The 24439-nt window shown below is 47.5% G+C and carries 21 protein-coding genes; 16 read left to right on the forward strand and 5 right to left on the reverse strand.

From position 1 onward, the window contains the following. The first annotated feature begins 54 nt into the window (after positions 1–54). The 4 genes from OOK74_RS05590 to OOK74_RS05605 all read left to right on the forward strand — a co-directional run bounded on the left by OOK74_RS05590 (position 55) and on the right by OOK74_RS05605 (position 5880). The gene (locus OOK74_RS05590; protein ID WP_274721915.1) at positions 55–534 is read left to right on the forward strand and encodes an outer membrane beta-barrel protein; all 480 of its coding nucleotides are present in this window, start codon (positions 55–57) and stop codon (positions 532–534) included. A gap of 205 nt (positions 535–739) precedes the next feature. After that, positions 740–2953: an esterase-like activity of phytase family protein gene (locus tag OOK74_RS05595; RefSeq protein ID WP_274721914.1), complete on the forward strand. Its 2214-nt coding sequence runs from the start codon at positions 740–742 to the stop codon at positions 2951–2953. Positions 2954–3191: 238 nt separating this feature from the next. Continuing rightward, positions 3192–4544 (forward strand): molecular chaperone, encoded by a 1353-nt coding sequence (gene yegD, locus OOK74_RS05600; protein ID WP_274721913.1) that lies wholly within the window; start codon positions 3192–3194, stop codon positions 4542–4544. 145 nt (positions 4545–4689) lie between these two features. Further along, positions 4690–5880 (forward strand): DEAD/DEAH box helicase, encoded by a 1191-nt coding sequence (locus OOK74_RS05605; protein WP_274721912.1) that lies wholly within the window; start codon positions 4690–4692, stop codon positions 5878–5880. Between the two features lie 62 nt (positions 5881–5942). On the opposite strand, the gene OOK74_RS05610 is transcribed toward OOK74_RS05605, so the two are convergent. Continuing rightward, complete coding sequence (locus OOK74_RS05610) at positions 5943–6545, reverse strand: TetR/AcrR family transcriptional regulator (protein ID WP_274721911.1); 603 nt, start codon at positions 6543–6545, stop codon at positions 5943–5945. Positions 6546–6651: 106 nt separating this feature from the next. On the opposite strand from OOK74_RS05610, the gene OOK74_RS05615 reads away from it, so the two are divergent. From OOK74_RS05615 to vceB, 3 genes are read left to right on the forward strand one after another with little or no spacing between them, the layout of a single operon-like run. After that, positions 6652–8106, forward strand: a complete 1455-nt coding sequence (locus tag OOK74_RS05615) for an AdeC/AdeK/OprM family multidrug efflux complex outer membrane factor (RefSeq protein ID WP_274721910.1) — start codon at positions 6652–6654, stop codon at positions 8104–8106. 14 nt (positions 8107–8120) lie between these two features. Continuing rightward, positions 8121–9308: an HlyD family secretion protein gene (locus OOK74_RS05620; RefSeq protein WP_274721909.1), complete on the forward strand. Its 1188-nt coding sequence runs from the start codon at positions 8121–8123 to the stop codon at positions 9306–9308. A 9-nt stretch (positions 9309–9317) separates the two neighbouring features. Then, the gene (vceB, locus tag OOK74_RS05625; RefSeq protein ID WP_274721908.1) at positions 9318–10853 is read left to right on the forward strand and encodes a multidrug efflux MFS transporter permease subunit VceB; all 1536 of its coding nucleotides are present in this window, start codon (positions 9318–9320) and stop codon (positions 10851–10853) included. Positions 10854–10937: 84 nt separating this feature from the next. On the opposite strand, the gene OOK74_RS05630 is transcribed toward vceB, so the two are convergent. From OOK74_RS05630 to OOK74_RS05645, 4 genes are all read right to left on the reverse strand, one after another. After that, complete coding sequence (locus tag OOK74_RS05630; protein ID WP_274721907.1) at positions 10938–12422, reverse strand: carboxypeptidase M32; 1485 nt, start codon at positions 12420–12422, stop codon at positions 10938–10940. Positions 12423–12526: 104 nt separating this feature from the next. Beyond that, on the reverse strand, positions 12527–13456 hold the full coding sequence (gene puuE, locus OOK74_RS05635) for an allantoinase PuuE (RefSeq protein ID WP_274721906.1): 930 nt from the start codon (positions 13454–13456) through the stop codon (positions 12527–12529). A 22-nt stretch (positions 13457–13478) separates the two neighbouring features. After that, positions 13479–14210: an aspartate/glutamate racemase family protein gene (locus tag OOK74_RS05640; RefSeq protein WP_274721905.1), complete on the reverse strand. Its 732-nt coding sequence runs from the start codon at positions 14208–14210 to the stop codon at positions 13479–13481. Positions 14211–14213: 3 nt separating this feature from the next. Then, positions 14214–14885, reverse strand: a complete 672-nt coding sequence (locus tag OOK74_RS05645) for a GntR family transcriptional regulator (RefSeq protein WP_274721904.1) — start codon at positions 14883–14885, stop codon at positions 14214–14216. Between the two features lie 275 nt (positions 14886–15160). Between OOK74_RS05645 and OOK74_RS05650 the strand changes: the two genes are divergently transcribed. The 9 genes from OOK74_RS05650 to OOK74_RS05690 all read left to right on the forward strand — a co-directional run bounded on the left by OOK74_RS05650 (position 15161) and on the right by OOK74_RS05690 (position 24438). Continuing rightward, positions 15161–16603, forward strand: coding sequence for an NCS1 family nucleobase:cation symporter-1 (locus OOK74_RS05650; protein ID WP_274721903.1), 1443 nt, complete (start codon positions 15161–15163; stop codon positions 16601–16603). Between the two features lie 264 nt (positions 16604–16867). Next, entirely contained in the window at positions 16868–17659 is a 792-nt protein-coding gene (locus tag OOK74_RS05655) for a transporter substrate-binding domain-containing protein (RefSeq protein ID WP_274721902.1), read from the forward strand. Positions 17660–17674: 15 nt separating this feature from the next. Further along, positions 17675–18343, forward strand: a complete 669-nt coding sequence (locus tag OOK74_RS05660) for an amino acid ABC transporter permease (RefSeq protein WP_274721901.1) — start codon at positions 17675–17677, stop codon at positions 18341–18343. Between the two features lie 12 nt (positions 18344–18355). After that, positions 18356–19006 carry an amino acid ABC transporter permease gene (locus OOK74_RS05665; RefSeq protein ID WP_274721900.1) on the forward strand — a complete coding sequence of 217 codons (651 nt, stop codon included), beginning with the start codon at positions 18356–18358 and terminating at the stop codon, positions 19004–19006. After that, entirely contained in the window at positions 18993–19721 is a 729-nt protein-coding gene (locus OOK74_RS05670; RefSeq protein WP_274721899.1) for an amino acid ABC transporter ATP-binding protein, read from the forward strand. Before OOK74_RS05665 ends, OOK74_RS05670 begins: the two co-directional genes overlap by 14 nt. Before the next feature lie 19 nt (positions 19722–19740). Continuing rightward, positions 19741–20562, forward strand: coding sequence for a MurR/RpiR family transcriptional regulator (locus tag OOK74_RS05675; RefSeq protein ID WP_274721898.1), 822 nt, complete (start codon positions 19741–19743; stop codon positions 20560–20562). Between the two features lie 39 nt (positions 20563–20601). Then, positions 20602–21600 carry a bile acid:sodium symporter family protein gene (locus OOK74_RS05680; RefSeq protein ID WP_274721897.1) on the forward strand — a complete coding sequence of 333 codons (999 nt, stop codon included), beginning with the start codon at positions 20602–20604 and terminating at the stop codon, positions 21598–21600. Between the two features lie 80 nt (positions 21601–21680). Continuing rightward, positions 21681–22856 (forward strand): amidase, encoded by a 1176-nt coding sequence (locus OOK74_RS05685; protein WP_274721896.1) that lies wholly within the window; start codon positions 21681–21683, stop codon positions 22854–22856. Positions 22857–22872: 16 nt separating this feature from the next. Then, positions 22873–24438 carry a gamma-glutamyltransferase family protein gene (locus OOK74_RS05690; RefSeq protein WP_274721895.1) on the forward strand — a complete coding sequence of 522 codons (1566 nt, stop codon included), beginning with the start codon at positions 22873–22875 and terminating at the stop codon, positions 24436–24438. Position 24439 lies beyond the last annotated feature (1 nt).

A 24439-nucleotide genomic window follows, 5' to 3' on the forward strand; every position in this document is an offset into this window, starting at 1 on the left:
GCAAACTGGCAACCCCGTGTAGTGGGGGGCTCAATTATTTTAAGAAGGTTAACGATGAAAAAGACATTACTGGCTCTGGCACTACTGGGTGCCTCTTCAACCGCGATCGCTGACTCATGGATCTACGGTGGTGCCTCGATTGGACGCTCAGATTTTGAAGGCAAAAGTGGTACCTCTTACTCGGTACATGCGGGTACTGGTATTCTGCCAATCATTGGCTTAGAAGGCGGCTATGTAAATCATGGTGATTTTGATATTGGTGCGGTGGAATATTCACCATCTTCGTTCTACTTTGCGGTGAAACCAAGCTTTGATTTTGGCCCTCTGCACGTGTACGCCAAAGGCGGCATTCATGCATGGGATATTGATGCTAATGGCGGTAAATCTGATGATGGGGTGGATGTGATGTATGGCGTTGGCGCGGAATACTTCATCATGGGCCCACTATCGGTTGGTGCAAGTTATATGAACTACACCATGGATAGCCGTGATGTGAGCACGATTTCTTTTAATGCCACCTTGCACTTTTTATAATCGGTTAAATCGATACTCAAATCACTTCTGTATGTTTGCCAGCCAGCCGATTTTCGGCTGGCTTTTTTGTATGCATAGGAGACCTAGAGTCAGTGATATGGCTGCCAGCATAGTTGCGTTTCATTAAATTGACATCGGTTAGACACCAATTTGTCATCTTGTCTTACTAGGGTAAGCGCCAGTTGATGAATAAAAAGGATTTCAAATGGCTCGTTCTCCATTTCGCTTAACGGTTTTGGCGACACTATTCGCCAGTGTCGCATTGCCAAGCGCCGCGAATAGTAACCCTATTAATAGTTTTAATCCTATCAATAGTTTTAATCGTGTCGCCAGTTTTGCGGTGGCTAATAATATGCCGCTCAATCAAGATGCCAAGCAAACCACATCGGCGGAAATTATTACCGCTACCCCTGATGGTAACACCTTAATCTATTCTGATAGCCCGCTGGGTGGGATCGGCTTTGTTGATATCAAAGATCCTGCTGCGCCACAAGCGGCCGGTTTTTTATCGCTCAATGGTGAGCCAACCTCGGTTAGTGCGTTTGGTCAATGGGTATTTGCTGGCGTCAATACTTCGTCAAGTTATACCCAACCTTCCGGCTATCTGGCGGTGATTGCTAGCGCGAGTCGTAAAATAGTTGCCCAGTGCGATCTAGGTGGCCAGCCTGATTCGGTTGCGGTATCGAAAGATGGCCGTTATATCGCAGTCGCGATAGAAAATGAGCGCGATGAAGATCTCAATGACGGAGCGATGCCACAAATGCCGGCCGGATTTGTGGTGATTTTGAGCACAGATCAGCAAGGCAAGCCAGATTGTAATACGTTACAGCGGGTTGAATTGACCGGTTTAGCTGAGATTGCCGGTGACGATCCTGAGCCAGAGTTTGTCGATTTTAATGATAACCACCAAATTGCGGTCACTTTGCAAGAGAATAATCATATCGTGATCATTGATGCACCAACCGGCAAAGTAGTGAATCATTTTTCTGCCGGAGCGGTTGATTTGAGCCAAGTGGATACTCAAAGAGATGGCGCGCTGCAGTTTGATAGCACCATTAAAGCGGCGCTGCGTGAGCCTGATGCGGTCAAGTGGCTGGATAACGAGCGTTTGGTGATCGCCAATGAAGGGGACTACCAAGGTGGCGCGCGCGGTTTTACCATCTTCAATAAAAATGGCACTGTGTTATTTGAAAGTGGCGCCGAGTTTGAGCATCACGCAATCCGCGTTGGTCACTATCCAGAAAAACGTTCTAATAAAAAAGGGATTGAACCAGAAGGATTGGAAGTCGCGACCTTCAATGGTCAGCAGTATATTTTTGTATTAGCGGAGCGGGCTTCACTGGTGGGAGTGTATAAAGATACCGGTGGTAAACCAGAATTTGTGCAGGTTTTGCCATCTGGGATCGCGCCTGAATCGGCGATTGCGATTCCTAAGCGCCAACTGCTTGCCACCGCCAATGAAGCGGATCTCGGTAAAGATGGTGGTGCGCGCTCGCATATCATGATCTATCAGCTGAGTGACAAGCCTGCTCACTATCCACAGATCGTTTCAGCCAATGATGCGCAAGGGGTGCCCATCGGTTGGGGCGCACTCTCTGGACTGGCGAGCGATGCTCAACAAGCGGGTAAGCTGTATGCGGTAAATGACAGTTTTTATGCTGCGCAGCCGTCAATATTTACTATTGATGCAACCAAGCAGCTAGCGGTGATTGAGCGTGCGATCACGGTAAAACGTGACGGTAAAGTCGCGAAACATCTTGATTTAGAAGGCATCACTAGCGATGGAAACGGCGGTTTCTGGCTAGCTTCAGAAGGCAATCTAGATAAAAAAGTGCCCCATGCTCTGTATCGTGTCGATGCTAATGGTGAAATCACCCAAACGGTGGCTTTTCCTGCCCAGTTACTTGCCGAGCAAACCCGCTTTGGCGCAGAAGGGATCACACTGGTTGGTGATACATTATGGGTTGCTATCCAGCGTCCATGGCAAAATGATGATAAAGCGCTGACGAAATTATTGGCTTATAACACCAAAACTGAGCAGTGGTCGGCGGTGCATTATCCGTTAGAGAAGACCGCGCAAGGTTGGGTCGGTTTATCGGAAATCACTTATTTTAATGATGCGTTATATCTGGTGGAGCGGGATAACCAAGTTGCTGAGCAAGCCAAAATTAAGCGCCTTTACAAAGTGGCACTGGCCGATGTAAAACCAGCGCCATTAGGTAGCAAGTTGCCGATTGTCACTAAACAATTAGCCTATGATTTCCTGCCGGATCTGAAAGCGGGCAACGGTTATGTGCTGGATAAGATTGAAGGCTTTGCGATTGATGCGTCAGGTCAAGGTTACGCTGTGACGGATAATGATGGCGTCGATGATAGCAGTGGCGAAACGATGTTTTTTAAAGTTAACCCTGTTTTTTAACGTTAACGCATCATTGCGTTAAGCACATCGTCAGTCGCGATATTGCTCTAACGAACGAAGGCCAGCAGTCGCTGGCTTTTTTTATGCTTAAATCACAGCTCTGACAAGGAGTTGTGGTGTTGGTGCAATGGTCGCCAATCCGCCAAACTTGGATACCCAACAACAACTTCTGCTAGAGATAAACTAAGGCTTGCGGTAGTATCGCCGGCCTTTTTCGTGCAAGAGTAGGAGTATGCAGATGTTTATCGGGTTTGATTACGGCACCGCCAACTGTTCAGTGGCCAGCATGCAGGGTGAGCATCCGCAGTTGATCGCCCTTGAGTATGACCGTTTTTATATTCCCTCAACGTTGGCAGCGCCAACTCGTGATTCGGTAACTGAGCATCTATTCCTACATCGGCACATTGCGCCTATGGATCCGCTTGGCGAGCAATTACTACGTCGTTCGGTAGCGGCTAACCGCGAGGAAGGCATTGATCTGCAGTTTGATGATGTGGTGTTCGGTCAGGCGGCGCTGGATCGCTACTTGTCGGATCCGCAGCAAGTCTATTACGTCAAATCGCCGAAATCGTTCTTGGGATCGATCGGATTGCACGCCATGCAACTGCGATTTTTTGAAGATCTGGTGTGTGCGATGATGGCTAACATTAAAACTCAGGCCGAAACGCGTTCAAACACGATCATTGATCAGGCGGTGATTGGCCGTCCGGTTAATTTCCAAGGCCGAGGCGGCGCAGATTCCAATCGCCAAGCGGAAAATATTTTGCGCCAAGCGGCCACTCGCGCCGGATTTCGTCAGCTTGAATTTCAGTTTGAGCCAGTGGCTGCTGGTTTGGAATACGAAGCCACCCTAACCGAAGATAAAACCGTGTTGGTGGTGGATATTGGTGGCGGTACCACCGATTGTTCGTTGCTACGCATGGGGCCATCTTGGCGCGGCAAAGCTGATCGCAGCCAAAGCTTGATTGCGCATACCGGGCAACGCGTCGGCGGTAATGATCTGGATATTCATTTGGCTTTTAAGCAGTTAATGACACCATTTGGTTTTGGTAGCCAAACCCAAAGTGGGCTAGATATGCCGATCACTCAATTTTGGAATCCGATCGCGATTAACGATGTGAGTGCGCAAAGCAAATTTTTTGCTCGTGAAAATCTGGCGGATTTAAAACGCCTACACAAAGAAGCGCGTGAGCCAGAAAAACTGGCCCGTCTGCTCGCGGTATACCAGGATAAACTCGGCTACAGTTTGGTCAAAAAAGCTGAAGAAGCCAAGATAGCGCTGTCGGATCTGGCGCAGGTGACCGCTCAGATCAAGGTGTTATCCGAACAGTTGGATGTCGCTATCGCGCGTGAGGCGATGATGGAGGCGATTGAGACGCCAAAGAGCAAAATGATTGAACTGGTGAGCGAAGCAGTGACCCTTGGTGGTGTGATGCCGGATGTGATCTTTATGACCGGCGGCAGCGCGCGTTCACCAATTTTACGTGCTGGGGTTGAGCAGGCGTTGCCTAACATTCCTGTGGTCAGTGGTAATTACTTTGGCTCGGTGACTGCTGGTCTAGCGCGCTGGGCACAAGTCTGCTTTCGTTAACGGTTTGCGTGAAATAGCGCTGTTATGCCGCCAGTACCTGTGAATAAAATCCGCCCGCTAGTCAGCGCTTGGTGTTAGAATTGGCGCAACTTTTTAGGCTGAGCTTTTTAACTCAGCCCTTTTATTATCGATTTAGAGTCTATTTATGTCTTTTGCTCAACTTGGATTAAGTGACGTTCTGGTACAAACCGTAGCGCAACTTGGTTATCAAACCCCAACCCAAATCCAAACCCAAGCGATCCCAGTGATCCTACAAGGTCGCGATGTGATTGCTGCCGCGCAAACCGGTACTGGTAAAACCGCCAGTTTCGTATTGCCTATCTTGGAAAAACTGCGCCAAGGGCAAACGCAGCGTAAAAAACGCGTTCGCGCGCTGATTTTAGTGCCAACTCGTGAGCTGGCAATGCAGGTGGCGGAGAAAGCCGAGCAATATGGTCAAGCTACCGGTTTAACCAGCTTAGCCGTGTTTGGTGGGGTGGATGAAAAGGCGCAAAAGCAGCGTTTGCTTGATGGGGTCGATGTGCTGGTCGCGACACCGGGCCGTTTGATGGATCTGTATGGTCAGCGCGCGGTCTATTTCGAAGAGATCGAGATGGTAGTGCTGGATGAAGCTGACCGCATGCTGGATATGGGCTTTATTGAGGCGATCAATAAAATCATTGATTGCTTGCCGCGTGATGTGCAGTTTTTGCTGTTTTCCGCGACCCTGTCACGTAAAGTGCGTGAGTTGGCGAAAACCGCGGTACATGATGCCTATGAAATTACCATCGCAGCCAATCAAGCTTCGAAAAGTAATATTAGCCAATGGTTGATCACGGTCGATAAAGACAAAAAATCAGCCTTGCTCAGTCACTTAATTACTGAGCAGCAATGGGATCAAGCGCTGATTTTTATCGAAACCAAACATGGTGCGGCCAAGCTGGCGGCTCAACTGGAAAAGCGCGGTATTCAAGCGGAAGCGTTTCATAGCGGGCGTAGCCAAGCGATCCGTGCTCAGTTATTGGAAGATTTTAAATCTGGCAAAATTAAGTACTTGGTTGCAACGGGAGTGGCCGCGCGCGGGATTGATATCGACCAGCTTTCTCGTGTGGTGAACTACGATTTACCATTTCCTGCCGATGAATATGTACACCGAATTGGTCGTACCGGACGGGCCGATGCAGTCGGTGAAGCGATTTCTTTTGTTTCAAAAGACAACTTCAAAAACCTGTGCATGATTGAAAGCCGTTTAGGCCATTTGATTGAGCGCCGCGTGGTAGAAGGGTTTGAGCCGAGTAAACCGGTGCCGATTTCGATTTTAAACTACGTGCCGAAACATAAGCGCGCGCAAGTTTAGTTCGCTAACTGAACAAACACTAAGCCGGGAGATGCCCGGCTTTTTTATGCGCCGAATTGGTGTTAACTGGCGGCGTATAAACACAAAAAAGCGTCAACCGCACATAGTGTGGCGCTTTTCAGCTCACTGGACGTGGGTTTGGCTAGCGCTTTTAATGCGTAAGGTTCGAAATATTGCGCAGAAAGCAGCGCCTTAAAATGCATCGCGGCAATCCAAGGATCACACACTTTTAAAGCACCAGATTCGATTTGGCTCTCAATATAACGGCTTAAGCGAGTCCAACCCCGTTTGGGGCCATTTTCATAATAATGGCGGCCAATTTCTGATCGCTCAGCTTCGTGGATCGCCATCCGATAAATGGCCATCGCTTCTGGGGTTAAGACTGAGTTCAAAAAATTGTAACCAAATTCTAAAAGCGCAGTTTTAATCTCGCGATCTTGATCCAGTGAGAGGAAGGAAAGGGCGATTTGCTCGGTGGCGGAGGACTCCATCACCGCGGCAAAGATCTCCTCTTTCGAGCTGAAATAGTTGTACAAGGTCGCTTTAGAACCGCCCAGCATCTTGGCAATATGCGACATAGAAGTTTGCTCAAAGCCTTGTTGTGTAAAGGAATCTTTTGCAATTTCTAAAATTGCCTGCCTTTTTTCTTCACTTTTTACGCGCATGATGATGTCTATGTTCAATTAGCAATTGGGCATAAGTTTCCCTTGACGATGTCCTGCTGTCAAGAGTATAACCGTACTGTATGGTTTAGTTATAAGGTGTTCAAATGTGAAAAATAGCGTTCAAGCGGCCAGTTTACTGCGTAAAACTGCGCCTTATTTTGCCGTTTCTTTACTGAGTAGCTTGATGTTAGTCGGCTGCTCGGTGGCGGATGATTATCCTGATCTGGCGACAATCCGCGATACCAATCAACTGGGCGTCACCGGCACCTTTTCTCATCAAGCTGCTATGGACTGGCCATCAGCGAATTGGTGGCTGCGTTATCAAGATCAACAATTAAATCAATTGATTGAAGAAGCTTTACTTCATTCACCATCATTGGATATCGCGATGGCGAGATTAACGCGCGCGCAAGGTTTGGCTCAGCAAGCTGGCGCGGTGCGCTCATTTGATTTAGGGCTAGCGGCATCGGCGACTCAAAGTAAAGTCAGTGAGCGTTATCAAACCGCTAATCCACCGGATGGATGGAATGATTACGGTACCTTGACGCTTAATTTTCAATATGACTTTGACTTTTGGGGGAAGAATCGTGCTGCGCTGACGGCGGCGACTTCCGAATTAGCGGCAGCAACTGCAGAAAATGCGGCTGCTCGTTTAATGATCAGCACCTCGATTGCTAATGCGTATGCGGAATTGGCGCGGCTGTATGCCAATCAACATACCGTGCATGCGGCACTGGAAGTGCGTAACAAAACCGTTGAGCTGCTGGAGATGCGTTACCGGAATGGTTTGGAGACGCAAGGCTCCGTCAGTCAAGCTAAAGCGATTGCGGCCAGTGTCGAAGCTGAATGGTTGGCTATCAATGAAGCGATCCAACTGCAGAAAAATCAGTTAGCGGCTTTGGTTGGGCTGGGGCCAGATCGTGCACTCACGATTAGTGAGCCACACATTGCGCTAAATGCTGATTACGGTTTGCCTCAAGATGCTGGCATTGGCCTGTTAGGGCATCGGGCTGATATTACCGCTGCACGTTGGCGTGCCGCGGCGGCGGCCCAGCACGTGGGTATTGCGGCTGCACAATTCTATCCTGATGTGACGTTGTCGGCGTTTATCGGTTATCAAGCCTTTGGCCTTGATAACTTGTTTAACAGCGGTAATGACGCGGGGGCGATCGGGCCTGCGATTTATCTACCACTGTTCACGGGTGGGCGTTTAGAAGGGCAGTTAACCGCGGCGCAAGCTCGTTATCAAGAAGCGGTAGCGCAATACAATGCCACGCTAATTGACGCATTGCACCAAGTGGCGGATGTACTTACCAGTCGCCAAGCCTTACAGGGACGGATCAGCAAAACCGAGCAAGCCGTACATCAGGCAGAGCTTGCGCTACGTATTGCGACCAATCGTTACCAAGGTGGATTAGCGACTTATCTTGATGTGTTGGTGGCTGAAGAGTCACTGCTCAATAATCAAACCGCACTGGTTAATTTACAGTCACGGGCTTTTAGTCTTGATCTGGCGCTGATCCATGCGCTGGGCGGCGGTTTTACTACAACAGAATCTTAATGGGTTTCTTTGCTATGAATTCAAATAATACTAATGCCGAATTTGATGGTGAACGCGCGGCACAATCACGCAAAACCGGTTTTCTCGCTTTAGCGGCTGCGATTGTGGTTGCCGGTGGCAGTTATGCCGCTTATTGGCATTTTATCGGCTCGCGTTATATTTCAACTGATAACGCTTATGCTGCTGCTGAAATTGCGGAAGTAACGCCGGCAGTGAGCGGGATCGTTGCCCAAGTCAATGTGGTGGATACGGAATACGTGCAGCAGGGCGATGTGCTGGTGCAATTGGATGATAGCGATGCGCGACTGGCCTTACGTCAAGCGGAGGCGGATTTAGCCTTGGCGCAGCGTCGGGTGCGTAGCTATCTGGCTAACGATGAAGGTTTAAGCGCGATGGTTGAGGCTCAGCAAGCCAATCAGCAGCGAGTTAAGGCTCAGTTAAACGCGGCCCAAGCCGATTTTGCACGGGCAAAGATTGATCTGTCACGCCGTGAAGATTTGGTGCGCTCTGGCTCGGTTTCCGGGGAAGAGTTGACCAATGCCAAAACCAGTTATGCCCAAGCCGAGGCCAATCTTAATGCAGCCCAAGCTGCGATGGCGCAAGCACAGGCCACCAAGCTTTCCGCGATCGGTTCACAAAAAGCTAATGCCGCTTTAACCGATAACAGCACGCTAGAGAGTAACCCTGAAGTATTGTTGGCCAAGGCAAGATTTGAGCAAGCGAGCATCGATCTTGAGCGCACGGTGATTCGTGCCCCGATCAGTGGGGTGATTGCCAAACGCCAAGTGCAAGTGGGACGCCGTATCCAAGTTGGCACACCATTGATGGCAATCGTACCGACCAATCAGATTTATGTGGATGCTAACTTCAAAGAGGTGGAGCTACGTCAGGTAAAAGTGGGGCAGCCGGTCACCTTAACCGCCGATCTGTACGGCGACAACGTAACTTATCATGGCGTGGTCGCCGGTTTTTCTGGTGGAACCGGGTCAGCATTTTCGATGATCCCCGCCCAAAATGCGACGGGTAACTGGATTAAAGTGGTACAGCGATTACCAATCCGTATCGAGTTGGATCCCAAAGATTTGCAAGCTTATCCACTGCAAGTTGGGCTTTCGATGGTGGTGACGGTGGATACGGCTGCCAATACTGATCCACAGACTCTGGTTCAGTATCGTGCGGCGAAAGCATCCGAGCAAGGCTAAGGTGAAGTCATGAGTCATAGCTCTGATCATCACATCCAACCTCTATCAGGCTGGGCACTGTTTTTAGGTGCCCTGTGTTTGGCGATGGCCAACTTTCTGGCCATTTTAGATACCACTATCGCAAACGTATCGGTTTCGAACATTGCTGGCAGTTTAGGCGTCTCGACCAGCCAAGGTACTTATGTGATCACCTCTTACGCGGTCGCCGAAGCCATTTCGGTGCCACTGACCGGTTGGCTAGCCTCACGCTTTGGTTCAATTCGTGTGTTTGTCACCTGTTTTATACTGTTTGGGGTCTTTTCGCTGCTGTGTGGATTAGCCAATAGTATGGGGATGTTGGTGACGTTTCGGGTGTTACTTGGGTTTGCTGGCGGACCTTTAATGCCTCTTTCACAAACCTTGATGATGCGCATCTTCCCCAAAAACAAAAGTCATACCGCGATTGGCATTTGGTCAATGACCACCTTGATTGCGCCGATCATGGGGCCGATCTTGGGTGGTGTGTTGTGTGATCAATTCAGTTGGCCATACATCTTTTTCATCAAAATGCCGTTGGCAATTGCTGCTGCATTGCTGGCTTGGAAGCTGTTGAAAAAATTTGAAACCAAAGCACTGCCGTCGAAAATTGATAAAGTGGGCTTGGCTCTGCTAGTGGTGTGGGTGGCGGCACTACAGTTGATGCTGGATGAAGGTAAAGATCATGATTGGTTTGAATCGTCGCGCATTATTACCCTTGCGGTGGTGGCGGCGATTGGTTTTGTGGCCTTTTTGATTTGGGAACTAACCGAACGCAATCCGGTGGTTGATCTGCGAGTGTTCCGCTATCGTGGCTACAGCATCAGTATGGTGACATTGTCACTGGCATTTGGGGCTTTTTTTAGTATTTCGGTGGTTACACCGTTATGGCTGCAAATTTATATGGGCTACACCGCCACGGTTTCGGGTTATGCCACGGCCACCATGGGGATTTTAGCGGTATTTTTAGCGCCGGTTATCGCTAATTTGTCGTCGAAATTTGATCCGCGACCGTTTGTGTTTGTTGGGGTGATGTGGCTCGGCGGCTGGACCTTGATGCGCGGTTTTAATACGGTGGAGATGACTTTCGCACAAATCAGTTGGCCGATGTTTGTGCAAGGGATTGGCATGCCGCTGTTTTTCGTACCGCTGACCGCGATTGCCCTCGGCAGTGTCAAACCTCATGAAATGGAATCGGCGGCTGGGTTAATGAACTTTATCCGAACCTTGTCTGGCGCATTTGCCACCTCGATGATCAATACCTCGTGGGAGCATGAAACGCGTTATGTCTATGCTGAATTAGCGGGATTAACCGATAAGGTAGGGATTGCGACGCAAGCTATGCTTAATAGTGGCATGAGTATTGATCAGGTTCGTTCATCGATGGATTGGACACTGCAAAATCAAAGTGTGATGGTGGCAACCAATCAATTGTTTATGGTGATTGCGCTGATTTTTGCCTGTGCCGCAGGCTTGATTTGGCTAGCGCCAAGACCCAAACAAGCGGTCGATACCTCCGCTGTACATTAGCGTCATTAGTCGTGACATTACGTGAAATCCGCCTGCTAGACAGGCGGATTTTTATCTGGATTGTACTTTAACCTCAATCGCACTTTAACCTAAATAACGCGTCTGCAGATGACGCTTAAAATGCTCAGGATTCAGTGTGTCACCGGTCGCCGCCTTAACCAGTTCATCGGTAGTCAGCAAACTACCTTTACTCCAGATATTTTCAGACAACCAAGTAAAAATCGGTGAGAGATCGCCACGGCGAATCGCGCCATCCACATCCACGGTTTTTTGCATCGCCGTCATAAACTGCGCTGCATACATGGCACCTAAGGTATAGCTTGGGAAGTAGCCAAAGCTGCCATCGGTCCAGTGAATATCCTGCATACAGCCATTTTGATAGTTGCCTTTGGTGCTTAGACCTAAGTAAGCCTGCATTTTTTGATCCCAAAGTTCTGGCACATCAGTGTGTTTGATGTTGCCGTTCATCAAATCCCGTTCGATTTCAAAACGCAGGATCACGTGGGCTGGGTAGGTGAGTTCATCGGCATCGACCCGGATAAAATCTTTTTTGACCCGAGTGTAGAGTTTTTGCAGGTTAGCGACCTGAAAAAGCGGGTCGCTGATCGCATTAAAATGCTGCCCAGCCAGTTTGGCGAGATGAGTAATAAAGCTAGGATGACGTCCGAGTTGCATTTCAAAAAACAGCGATTGCGATTCATGAATACCCATTGAGCGCGCCTCACCAGCCGGAGTGCCCGCCAGAGGCTTAGGTAAACCTTGCTCGTAACGCGCATGGCCCGTTTCATGCACAATGCCCATCAGTGATTGCACAAATTCGTTTTCGTTGTAGCGCGTGGTAATGCGCACATCGCTTGGCACGCCGCCACAGAACGGGTGTACGCTTTGATCGAGGCGGCCGTGGTTAAAATCAAATTGCAGCAACTGCATCACATCCAGTCCCAGCGCTTTTTGGCTCTCAGCCGAATAGTGGCCTTGGGGGGCGATAAAACTTTCGCAACTCTGCTTTTCAATCACTGTATCAATCAAGCTCGGTAGCCAAGTTTTCACATCACTAAATACGCGATTGAGCTGTTCAGTTGTGGTGCCCGGTTCGTACAGCTCCAGCATCGCATCGTAAGGGGTTTTCCCAGTTGCTTCGGCACGAATTTGCGCTTCTTCTTGAGAAAGTTTGACCACTTCCGCCCAGTTTTTCTCAAAACTGGCCCAATCGTTATTTTTGCGTTGGCTGCGCCAAGCGTGCTCACATTTGGAGCCAGCTAGGGATTGCGCTTCGACTAAGGCTTCTGGCAGAACCGTCGCTTGTTGCCATTGGCGTTTCATTTCGCGCAGCGTGGCTTGCTGCTCGGTATTGAGGGTTTCGCTTTCTGCCTCGGCAAACCAATCAGCCAACTGTGGCTGAGTCATTAAACCGTGAATATGCACAGAAAGCTCTGCCATAGCTTGTGAGCGCGCTTCAGCGCCACCACTGGGCATCACGGCCGCTTGATCCCAGCCGACAATCGCTGACAAATGATTGAAGTTCGCTACTTTTTTCGAGTGTTTGACTAATTGATTAAATGCATTCATGACATAGCCTGCCGTGGTGATAAGCGAAAGTGCAGTGTAGCAATCTCGCTTGTGATCACCAACTATTGTGCTGAGTTTGAGTTTTACCTGTTTGTTAAATGAGTTTAAGGGGCTGGATGATGTGCTATCCAATGGCGAGCGATTTGTTCACGTGTAGCTATCCAAACGCTATCATACTGCGCAACGTAATCTAAGAATTTCTTCAGTGCCATAAAACGGCTTGGCCGACCAATCAAACGACAGTGTAAACCGACAGACATCATTTTGGGTTTTTCCGCGCCTTCAGCGTATAAACAGTCAAAGTTTTCCTTCAGATACTGAAAGAACTCTTCACCGTGACTAAAACCATAAGGCGAGGAGAAACGCATGTCGTTGGTATCCAGCGTGTAAGGAATTATAAGATGTGGACGTGTTGAACCGGGATTATCACAGTCTGGAACTTGAGTCCAGAATGGCAGATCGTCACCATAGTAGTCCGAGTCGTAAAGCAAATCTTTATGTTCAGCCAGCAATTCGCGGGTATTGGGTGAATCTCGGCCGGTATACCAACCCTTCGGACGTTTACCCGTGAGATTTTCAATCAGTTTGAGTGCTTGATGGATGTGCTCGCGCTCTTGCTCTATTGGCATATTTTGGTAATGAATCCACTTTAAACCATGACACGCGATTTCGTGACCATCTTCAATCAAAGCTTGTGTAACTTCTGGATTGCGCTCCAACGCGGTAGCGATGCCAAAAATGGTCAGCGGTAATTCACGCCGTTTAAATTCGTTGAGAATGCGCCATACCCCTGCACGGGAGCCGTATTCATAAAGTGATTCCATGCTCATGTGCCGTGACGTAAACGGCTCTGCGCCCGCGATCTCAGATAAAAATGTTTCAGCGTGCTGGTCACCATGCAACACACAGTTTTCGCCGCCTTCTTCATAATTTAGGACAAATTGCAATGCGATTTTAGCTCCACCCGGCCAGTTAGCGTCGGGGATATTCTTGCGGCCGTAACCGATGTAATCGCGAGGATTTGAGATTTCCATATCGAAGTTCCTTGTTTCTGACTTAACGGCTCCAATGTTGATAACGGCCGTGAAACGATTTGCTTAGTGGAGTGGCGTAATTGCCACTTTTGGACGTGTTGAGTTTGAGTGCGTGTAATGATTCGACCAGTTTAACCGCGGCAGAAACACCATCGATAACAGGTACGTTGAGCGCAACTGAGAGCTTGACCGTTAAATCAGACATTCCGGCACAGCCGAGTACAATTGCTTCCGCACCGTCTTGGCTGATGGCAGCATGGCATTCTTGTAGCAACTGTTGATAGGTTGCTTCCTGAATTTGTTCTAGATCCAACACCGCAATGTTTGTTGCGCGTACGCCAGAGCAAAGATGATGATAGCCGTAATGATGTAGCAGATTTGCGATCGCAGGTAGTGTGCGTGACATGGTGGTTACAATGCCAAAGCGATGTGATACCAAGCTTGCCAACTGAAATGCTGCTTGAGCGATACCAATTACGGGAACCGACGATAGTTCTCGCGCAGCATCAATCGCCGGATCACCAAAGCAGGCGATGATATGGGCATCAACGCCTTCTTTTTCACCTTGCGCAATCACATCAAGCAGTGCTGTAGCGGCAATCGTTTCATCTAATGCGCACTCGATACTTTCTGGGCCATGAAGCGGAGAGCGCGAAATAATTTCACTACTGGATAAACACACAGATTGTGCGGAAAGTGCTATTTTATCAGTCATGCCCTGACAAGTATTTGGGTTGATAAGCTGAATTTTCATTGATTAATCCATTTGCCTAAATAGTGAATTAAAATCCACTTGAGAATCTTTTTTGCCTGTTAAATAAATCGATTGTTTGATGTGGAGTAGGTGGTGACGCATCCATTCTTGTGCTTCGCCTATTTTGTGGTGGTCGAGTAAATTGATCAGTTCTACATGGTCACCACACTCACAACTGACGCTTTCTCGCGTGCCGTATGCTGCGATCACCAAAGATGAGCGATAGCACAGTTGTTCAATAAATTCTGCTAGTACCTGATTATTCGCTATACGTGCTAGCTCATAGTGGAATTTTGCCGTCAGTTGAATGGACTTGGATAAATTGCCTTCATGCTCGGCCTGCTTTTCCAAATGAACCATTTCACGAAAATGCCGTGAGATCTCAAGGTTCCAGTTTTCACTGATTTCAGGAACTAAAAGTGGCTCTAATATGATTCTGCTATCAAGAACTTCTTCGGCTTCCTGACGACTAGGGCGGTTAACCTGAGCGCCTTTATTTGGCCGAATGACAACAAAACGTTCCAAAGCTAAGCGTTGCAGCACCTTTCTAATCCCTGTTCGGCTGACACCAAATGCTTCTGAAAGCTTGTCTTCTGGTAGGCGTTCACCAGGAGGAAGTTGGTGCTCGACGATCGCTTTTAGCATCTTCTGATAAATTTTTTGGTCGTTAGACATAATCACGCTCTTTATTTTTGTATACAAAGCTAGTGAAAGTTTGTATATCATTTGCCAGTTTCACGCAAGTTAACAAATAGATTTAATCTTGTATTAACGGGTGATTTAGTTGGTTGTTTTATGCACTAACTTGTGGCTTATTGACCACTTATGGTGCGTGTCTATCTTGTTTTTTTAAGTTGTGCTTAATAAAATCAATAGGTTATTTTAACTTTTGTTTTGGCATACTCCTTGTATTTGTAGTTGTATACAATAAATATCAAAGGTATGACATTATGAAAAAAGAATTACCGATCAGCGATAGACTCGCTAACGCAGATTTGCTTCCAGATAAAGATCAGAAATGGAGTTGGTACAGTATTTTTGCGTTCTGGATGTCGGACGTACACAGTGTTGGTGGTTATGTGTTTGCCGCAAGTCTATTTGCTCTTGGTCTTAATGGTATTCAGGTTTTTATCAGCTTATTAGCCGGAATTTCTATTGTGATGGCGTTTGCCAACCTAATGGGTAAACCAGGTCAGAAAGCGGGGGTGCCATTTCCTGTGATCGCGCGCATGTCGTTCGGAGTCTTCGGCGCCAATATTCCTGCGGTAATTCGCGGCTTGATTGCGATTGTATGGTACGGTATTCAAACCTTTCTTGCATCCAGCTCATTTATTATTCTATTACTGTACTTTTCTCCCGAGCTGGAACACTTAGTTGAACCGACATTCTTAGGTCTTTCGTATCTTGGCTGGATTGGTTTTAGCTCAATGTGGGTACTTCAGAGTATTGTATTTATGTTTGGTATGGACATGATCCGTAAAGTGATTGATTGGTCAGGCCCAGCGATTTATATCGCCATGTTCGCACTGTGTATTTATATGATTGATTTGGCCGGTTGGGATAACATCAGCTTTAACCTAAGCACGAAAAATCTCGAAGGCTGGGATGTGGTAGTGCAGATGTTTATTGCCAGTGCGCTGGTTGCCGGATACTTCGCCGGGCCCACGCTCAACTTTAGTGATTTTTCCCGTTACTGCAACAGCTATCAAAAGTTGAAGCTGGGTAACTTTCTCGGATTGCCACTAAATTTTTTGCTGTTCTCTGCGTTCAGTGTGGTAATCGTATCGGCGTCAATTCCGGTGTTTGGCGAGATAATCACCGATCCGGTCGAAACGGTAAAGCGCCTCGATTCCGGACTGATCACAGTACTGGGGGCGATGACCTTTATCTTCGCAACGGTTGGCATCAACATTGTGGCGAACTTTGTGGCGCCCGCATTTGATTTTTCTAACGTGTCGCCACAGAAAATCAGCTTTAAGACTGGAGGGTTTATTGCCGCGTTTGGTTCGGTATTGCTGACACCGTGGAACTTATTCAATAACCCAGAAGTGATCCATTATACGGTGGATGTGCTAGCAGCGATGATTGGCCCGCTTTATGGCATTATTATTGTGGATTATTACCTAGTGAAGAAGGGAGAGATAGATATCGCTTCGCTATACACTGAATCGAAGCAAGGTCAATACTGGTATCGCAATGGAGTTAATATGAATAGCGTTTATGCGCTGGTGTGTGCCAGTTTGATTGCCATCATTGCGACGTTTGTCGTGTCAGAATTGGCGAATTACGCACTATTTATCGGTGGTGGTTTGTCTGCAATCATCTATCGGTATCTGATGGACTCCGAGTTTTCTTGGGTTCCAGAGTTGGGTTTGTCCAAGAATAAGTTGTAAGTATTGATGTTAGCTTGGTTGTAATGGGTAGTTTTGCACAAAGACTACCTTTTTAAGAAGTGAATCTGAAACGATTGCACCACTATTGACCAGTTTTGCACCAAAAGTTTCATCCATAGCGCAACTCGGAAGGTTGTAAAGCGCACGAGCACTAATAATTGCATGAAATTGTTGAGTTTTTTATTTTGGCTTCGAGTTGGCGCAATCGTTGCAAATGGTTTGATGGATGTTTCAAGCGTTTCATTTTCGATAAGGAGATTCACAATGAAATCATTTGCAGCAATGTTAAGTGGATTGATGTCCGCCTGTTTACTGCTCAGTTCCGCTATGGTTCAAGCTGACCAACTGCAGTCCATACAGCAAAAGGGGGTATTGAAAGTTGCGGTTCCGCAAGATTTCCCACCTTTTGGTTCGGTGGGACGTGATCTTAAGCCGCAAGGATATGATATCGATATGGCGGATTATCTAGCCCAAAAACTTGATGTCAAATTAGAGCTTGTTTCCGTCAGTAGTGCTAACCGTATTCCTTACCTACAAACGGGTAAAGTCGATTTGGTGATTTCCAGCATGGGTAAGAATGCCGAACGTGAAAAAGTGATTGATTTCAGTGCCGCATACGCACCTTTTTATTTAGGTGTGTTTGGATCATCCGATCAAGCGGTGGCGAGCGCCTCAGATTTGACTGGCAAAGCCATCGGTGTGACACGTGGTTCAGTGGAAGATTTGCAATTAAGTGCGATTGTGCCGAGCGATACGATCATCAAACGTTTTGAAGACAACAACGCCACACTGTCAGCGTTTCTTTCCGGTCAGATTCAGTTGATTGCAACCGGTAATCTAGTAGTGGCAGAAATTGCAACTCGCTATCCCAATAAGGCGCCGCAGACCAAATTTTTGCTGAAAAACTCACCGTGTTATGTCGGGGTGATGAAAGGCGAAGAGGCACTACTGAACGAAGTTAACCGTTTGATCCGTGAGGCGAAACAAGAGGGTGTGTTGGAGCAACTTTCACAAAAATGGCTTAAAGCCTCATTTCCAATCGATCTTGATGCATAAAGTTAAGGATAACCTATGAGCTATCAGTTGGACTTTAGCAGTTTAGCGCCTTACCTACCACAATTTGTGGCAGGGTTGAGCACTACTGTAGAACTCACCATGATTTCAACGATGGGTGGCTTGCTGCTCGGTACTTTGTGCGCAAGTGCGAAAACCAGTCCAGCAAATTGGCTGAAGTTTATTTGTACCTGCTATATCGAGGTTATTCGTAACACTCCGTTTATTGTGCAATTGTTCTTTATTTTTTTTGGTTTGCCAGCACTTGGTATCAAACTTTCTGCCTGGCAGGCTGGTGTGATTGCTATGGTGATCAATTTAGGTGCCTATTCCGCGGAGATTATTCGTGCAGGAATTGAAGCTACGCCCAAAGGACAATGGGAAGCCGGCAAAAGCTTAGGATTAACTCGCACGCAAATTTTCACGCACATCGTGATTGCGCCTGCCTATCAGCGCGTTTATCCGGCGCTTGTCAGCCAGTGCATTATTGTGATGTTGGGATCCGCGGTTGTATCGCAAATTGCAGTGGAAGATCTGACCTTCGCAGCCAACTTTGTCCAGTCGCGCAGCTTTCTGAGTTTCGAATCTTATATGTTGACTGCACTGATCTATCTGGTGCTTGCGATTGGGATGCGTCAGATGTTTGCGTGGGTTAAGCGCATCGCATTCAAAAATCCATCGTTGTAGGAGAAGGTAACTATGATGCAATTTACCGATTGGGATATTTGTCGCAGTTTATTAATGGCTGCCCGTTGGACTGTGGCATTGTCGTTAATTGCCTTTGTTGGCGGCGGATTAACGGGCTTGTTGATTACCTTACTACGAAGTACGCAACACTCGGTATTTAGCGGCCTAATTAAGCTGTATGTGGAGCTGTTTCAGGGCACACCGCTGTTGATGCAATTGTTTCTCACATTTTTTGGGTTATCACTGGTCGGTGTCGAAGTCAGTGCCTGGACTGCCGCGGTGTTATCGTTAACCTTGTTCAGTAGCGCCTATTTTCACGATATCTGGCGGAGCTGTATTGAATCTTTGCCGAAAGGCCAGTGGGAGGCATGCCGCACGTTGGGTCTGACTTACATGCAAACCATGCGTTATACCATCGTACCACAAGCCGCTCGTCTAGCCATTGCACCGACAGTAGGATTCTTAGTTCAGATTGTGAAAGGTACTGCGCTGGCATCCATCATTGGTTTTGTTGAGTTAACCAAAGCTGGCACTATGCTCAACAACGCCACCTTCCAACCATTTAAAGTATTCGCGCTAGTCGCACTGTTTTATTTTGCTCTTTGTTTTCCTCTTTCTGTGTTAGCTCGATATTTGGAGACTCGAAATCATGTCACTAGTTAGTGTTGAACAAGTCCATAAGTATTATGGTGCAAACCATGTCTTACAAGGGGTGGACCTTAAAATCAATCCCGGCGAAGTGGTGTCGATTATCGGCCGTAGTGGTTCGGGTAAAAGTACACTTTTACGCTGTATGAATGGCCTAGAAGATTATCAGCAAGGCGTGATCATCGTCGATAATCAGGCTGTCGAAAATGATGATTACAAATTGCGTTTATTGAGCCGTAGCATTGGTATGGTATTTCAGAGTTTTAACCTGTTTCCCCATATGACCGTCGGTGAAAATGTGATGCTCGCTCCTAAACTGGTCTTGAAAAAAAATGCCGCGGAGTGCCAGGAACTGGCACGTGACTTGTTAGCAAAAGTCGGCCTGGCCGATAAGTTTGATGCCTATCCGGCCAATCTTTCCGGTGGCCAACAACAACGGGTGGCGATTGCCCGCTCACTGGCGATGAATCCTAAGGTACTGTTGTGCGATGAAATTACCTCTGCATTAGATCCTGAACTGGTTGGCGAAGTACTGAAAGTGCTTGAGCAATTAAAAGCAGAAGGGATGACATTAATTCTGGTCACCCACGAAATGAATTTTGCTCGTGAAGTCGGCGATCGTGTGGTGTTTATGCATCAAGGTAAAGTGTGGGAAACCGGCCCGAGTGAAGCGCTATTTACTGCGCCTCAGACTGTCGAACTACAAAGCTTTTTATCTGCCGTTCGCTAATTATCATGCTGGAGTCAACATGACCAATAATCATCACTCACTGAGTGAACGTATTACGCAGCAATATTCACGTTTGACCGAAAGCAGTCGGCGAGTAGCTGATTATCTGCAACTGAACCCGGAAAAAATTTTAATGCTGTCGACGGCCGAAATTGCTGAATCTTGCTTGGTGTCGAAAGCCAGTGTGAGTCGTTTTATTCGTCAGTTGGGTTATGAGGATCATGTTGCACTTCGTAATGAACTGATGCAGGAGCGCGAAAAGGGGATTCCGCTCTTGACATCTAATATTGATGATCCCGAAATTCAACACGATATGCGCGCATTGCAACAACTTTGTGCGCAATTGGCGATACTTGATATTACCGAGCTGGTTGATGCGATTGCCAAAGCCAAACGAGTGAAAGTTATTGGTTACCGTAATAGTTATCCGCTGGCACTGCATTTTCGTCAGCAATTAATGCAATGTCGATCAGAGGTTGAATTACTCCCTTTACCGGGGCAAACACTCGGTGAGGATTTGGTTTCACTTAGCGAGGATGACTTTGTGATCGTGATTGGTATTCGTCGTCGAGTCGCTCAGTTTGAGAAAATTATGCAGTATTTGCATGGCAAACCGAGTTTGTTAATTACCGATCAATCTGGTCATAAATATGCAGGTTCGGTGATGCATTGCCTGATCTGTCATATGAATAATCAGGCACCGTTAGATAGTTATGCAGTGCCAATGAGCTTAATATCCTATCTGGTGAACAAGGTGTATCGCCATCTTGGACAAAATGCCGCCAAACTCAGTCGTCATATCTCACAAAGCTATGGGCAATTGAACGAAGTGGAATCATAGGCACGGTTAAGTCACACAACTAAGAGCAAAAATAACAAAATGAATTTATTAGCAAAAATTAAAAAAGAGTGGTTTTTAGTCGGGATGGTGATTGCGATTGGATTGGCGACGCTAACCTCTGAATTTGGTCGCAGTGGCGGTACGATCCATTTAGATCAACTGACGGGAATCGGTATCGCGTTGGTGTTTTTTTTACATGGACTTGGCCTGTCACCGCAAGCGATCAAAGCGGGGATCACTAACTGGCGATTACATGTGTATATTCAAATCGCGACGTTTGTGGTGTATCCCATGTTATGGGTGATTTTCGGTGCCGCATTCTTGGCATACATGCCTGCGGCACTGGCATTCGGTTTTTGTTATCTGCTGGTTTTACCAAGTACTATTTCTTCATCGGTTGCGATGACCAGTGCTGGGAAAGGTAACGTGCCTGGCGCTATTTTTAACGCCTCACTTTCAAGCATTCTTGGGGTGTTGATTACGCCACTTTTAATCCAACTCTTCATGGGATTTGAAGGGGTACAACTTGATTTGCTTAATTCAGTGATGTCAATTTCCAAGCTGTTGTTGGTTCCAATGATCATAGGTCAGCTCATGCGGCCATATTTGCTGGGTTGGATTGAGCGTCACCAAGCCGTGGTCAATAAAGTCGACAAATACGTGATTCTGTTGATCGTTTATAACGCCTTTTGTGATTCCGTTGTGAACGGTATCTGGAGAGAGTTCTCTGTTGGCTTGTTGGCGGCATCAATCATGCTTTGCACAGTGATCTTATTGGCCATGGTGCATCTTATTCAGTGGGGGGCTCGCCGTACTAAATTTGCGCTACCGGATGAAGTGGCCGCGGTATTTTGTGGTACCAAGAAAACACTGGCCGCAGGTATTCCAATGGCCAAAGTGATTTTTGGTGCAGATCCTTCACTGGGGATGATTCTGCTACCGATCATGCTGTATCACCCGATTCAGATCTTCTACTGCGCTGTGCTGGCAAATCGTTATGCTCGCCAAAGTGAATTACCGAAAATCGTGACCCATTAAGTTGTATTGATTAAACAGCACAAGGCTGGCTAGGCGCTGCGGATTCAGTACCTAAAAGACACTACACTAAAGGAGATATAATGAGTAAGGATGCTCGTATTTATTGCTCTCAGGGCCCAGACATGCTACCTGCAACAGCGCCAGGCGCACTGTCTGGAACCCGATTTGTCTTCAAAGATTTATTCGATGTTGAAGGTTATGTAACGGGTGCTGGCAACCCTATCTGGCTGGATACCCATCAAATTGCGACACAAACATCGCCGCTGATCACGGCACTGCTTAGCCAAGGGGCTGAATGTGTCGGACGTGTTCAGACCGACGAGTTGGCATACAGCCTCAATGGTCAGAATATTCATTACGGCACACCGATCAATCCCAAAGCTCCAGATTGTATTCCCGGAGGTTCCTCCAGCGGCAGTGCGGTTGCAGTTGCTGCTGGTGAATGCGACTTTGCCATCGGTACTGATACGGGTGGCTCTGTTCGTGTACCTGCCAGTTATTGCGGTCTCTTTGGGCTACGCCCAACGTTAGGCATGCTTGATCTTGCTCATTGTTTTGAACTGGCCAAAAGTTTTGATACCGCTGGTATTGTTACGCGTGATTTGAGCCTGATGAGCAAAGTGTGGGCGGTATTGGCGGCACGTAGTCAATCTGGCGAGCGGGTAACGCGCATTTATTTGGATGTGCAGTGCCAAACGATGATGAGTTCTCTGCGTCTTGAACGCTTTATCCAACAGTGTCAGAAGTGTGATATTGAGCTTGTACAGGGTCACTTTTTGGCTGAAAACGGCTGGCAACTGGCCGATCTGAGCTTGTTATTTCGGATAATCCAAGGGTTTGAAATTATTCAACAGCATGATGCGTGGCTGACACAATATGGCGATAGCTTAGATCCGGCAATTTGGGAGAGAGTGATGTGGGCGAAAAATATTACGCATGAGCAGTACCAACACGCCAAAGCGCAGCAGGATGATTTTCAACAGCAGTTAATACACCATTTGCACCGACAGCACTGCCTATGGGCAACTCCCACCACACCATCAGGACCTCCGTCATTGATCATGCCAGCGGAACCGCTCGCAGTTTATCGCTCGCAACTGATGGGGCTCACAAGTATTGCCGGGTTGTCGGGATTGCCGCAACTACACCTACCTACGGACGAATTACACGAAGGCCCATGCGGCATCTCATTGATCGGTTTGCCTCATCAAGAAGAAGATCTGTTGGTAACCGGTGAAGCCATTTACAACGGTTAAGTTGAGGTGATTGTTCATGAAATATCAAACCGCATTTACAGCCCCGCATTATAAGGCGGCCCAAGTTGGTCAGCAAATTATAGATGCTGGCGGTACCGCCAGTGAGGCTATGGTCGCTGCCGCCGCGATGATTGCCGTGCAATATCCGCACATGAATGGGATTGGTGGCGATAGTTTCTGGCTGATCGCTAAAGCAGGGCAAGCTCCAATTGCGATTGATGGCTGTGGTGCTGCAGCGTTGAAGGTCGATGTTGAACACTACCGTTCATTGAGTGATGAGCTGCCATTAAGTGGTGGCGAGTCAGCCATTACTATGGCAGGCACCATTTCAGCTTGGCAAAAAGCGCTTGAAATCGATTCTGGTTGCTTAACCTTAAATACACTATTGCAACCGGCGATTGAGGCGGCACGTAATGGTGTGAAAGTGACGCAAAGCTTGGCTAATGCCAGTGAAAAAACGTTTGAACGGCTCGCTTCATTGCAAGCATTTGCTCAGTATTTTCTAAAACAGGGCGATACGCTTCGCGTGGGAGATCGGTTGGTTAATCAACCGTTGGCGAATACATTACAACAACTGGCGATTCATGGGCTAGATGACTTTTATCGCGGTGATATTGCTGCCGCTATGGCCAAAGAGCTTAGTGATGTAGGCAGTCCGCTGACACTGGCAGATTTTCATGCTCATCGTGCAAAAGTGATTAAGCCATTGACGGTCAACACCTCAAAAGGCCGTTTATACAACTTCGGGGCACCAACGCAAGGTATTGCATCACTGCTGATCCTTGCCATTTATGACCGACTGGTAGAGCAAGCACAAAGTGAAGTTGACCATATTCATCTGCTCGTTGAAGCCACCAAACAAGCGTTCATCATTCGTGATCGTGAAGTGTGTGACGAAGCGCTTTTGCGCCAGCCGTTGCAGGAGTGGCTAACTGACGCCGTGGTGGATCAATGCGCTGCTAATGTATCTATGAATGAGGCGTTACCTTGGCCATATCAGGCAAAACCGGGGGATACCATTTGGATGGGAGCGAGCGATCAATACGGCACTATGGTGAGTTTCATTCAAAGCATCTACTGGGAGTTTGGTTCTGGTGTGTTTTTGCCGGAAACCGGTATTTTGTGGAATATCCGATCGAAAAGCTTCTCGCTTGATGCTCACCATCACAACGTGCTGGCTCCCGGTAAGAAGCCCTTCCATACATTAAATCCAGCCTATGCAGAATTGGTCGATGGTCGCCGTATGTGTTATGGCACCATGGGTGGAGAAGGTCAGCCTCAGACGCAAGCTTGCCTATTTAGCCGTTATCACTATCAAAACTTCTCGCTTAGTGATTCGCTTGCCAAACCACGCTGGTTGCTTGGTCGTACTTGGGGGGACAGCACCAATCATTTACGCCTTGAACAAGCTTTGTATGACCAATATGGCGCCGCGCTAAAACAACGTGGCCATGATGTTACCTTCGTGGCCAATAACAATGAATTAATGGGACATGCTGGTGCAATCATTCTCGACACACATGGAAAAGCGCGTGCAGCCAGTGATCCTCGTAGTGATGGAACCAGTTTACTTGGAGAATAAT

The organism is Vibrio misgurnus, assembly GCF_029635775.1.
Taxonomy (GTDB): Bacteria; Pseudomonadota; Gammaproteobacteria; order Enterobacterales; family Vibrionaceae; genus Vibrio; species Vibrio chanodichtyis.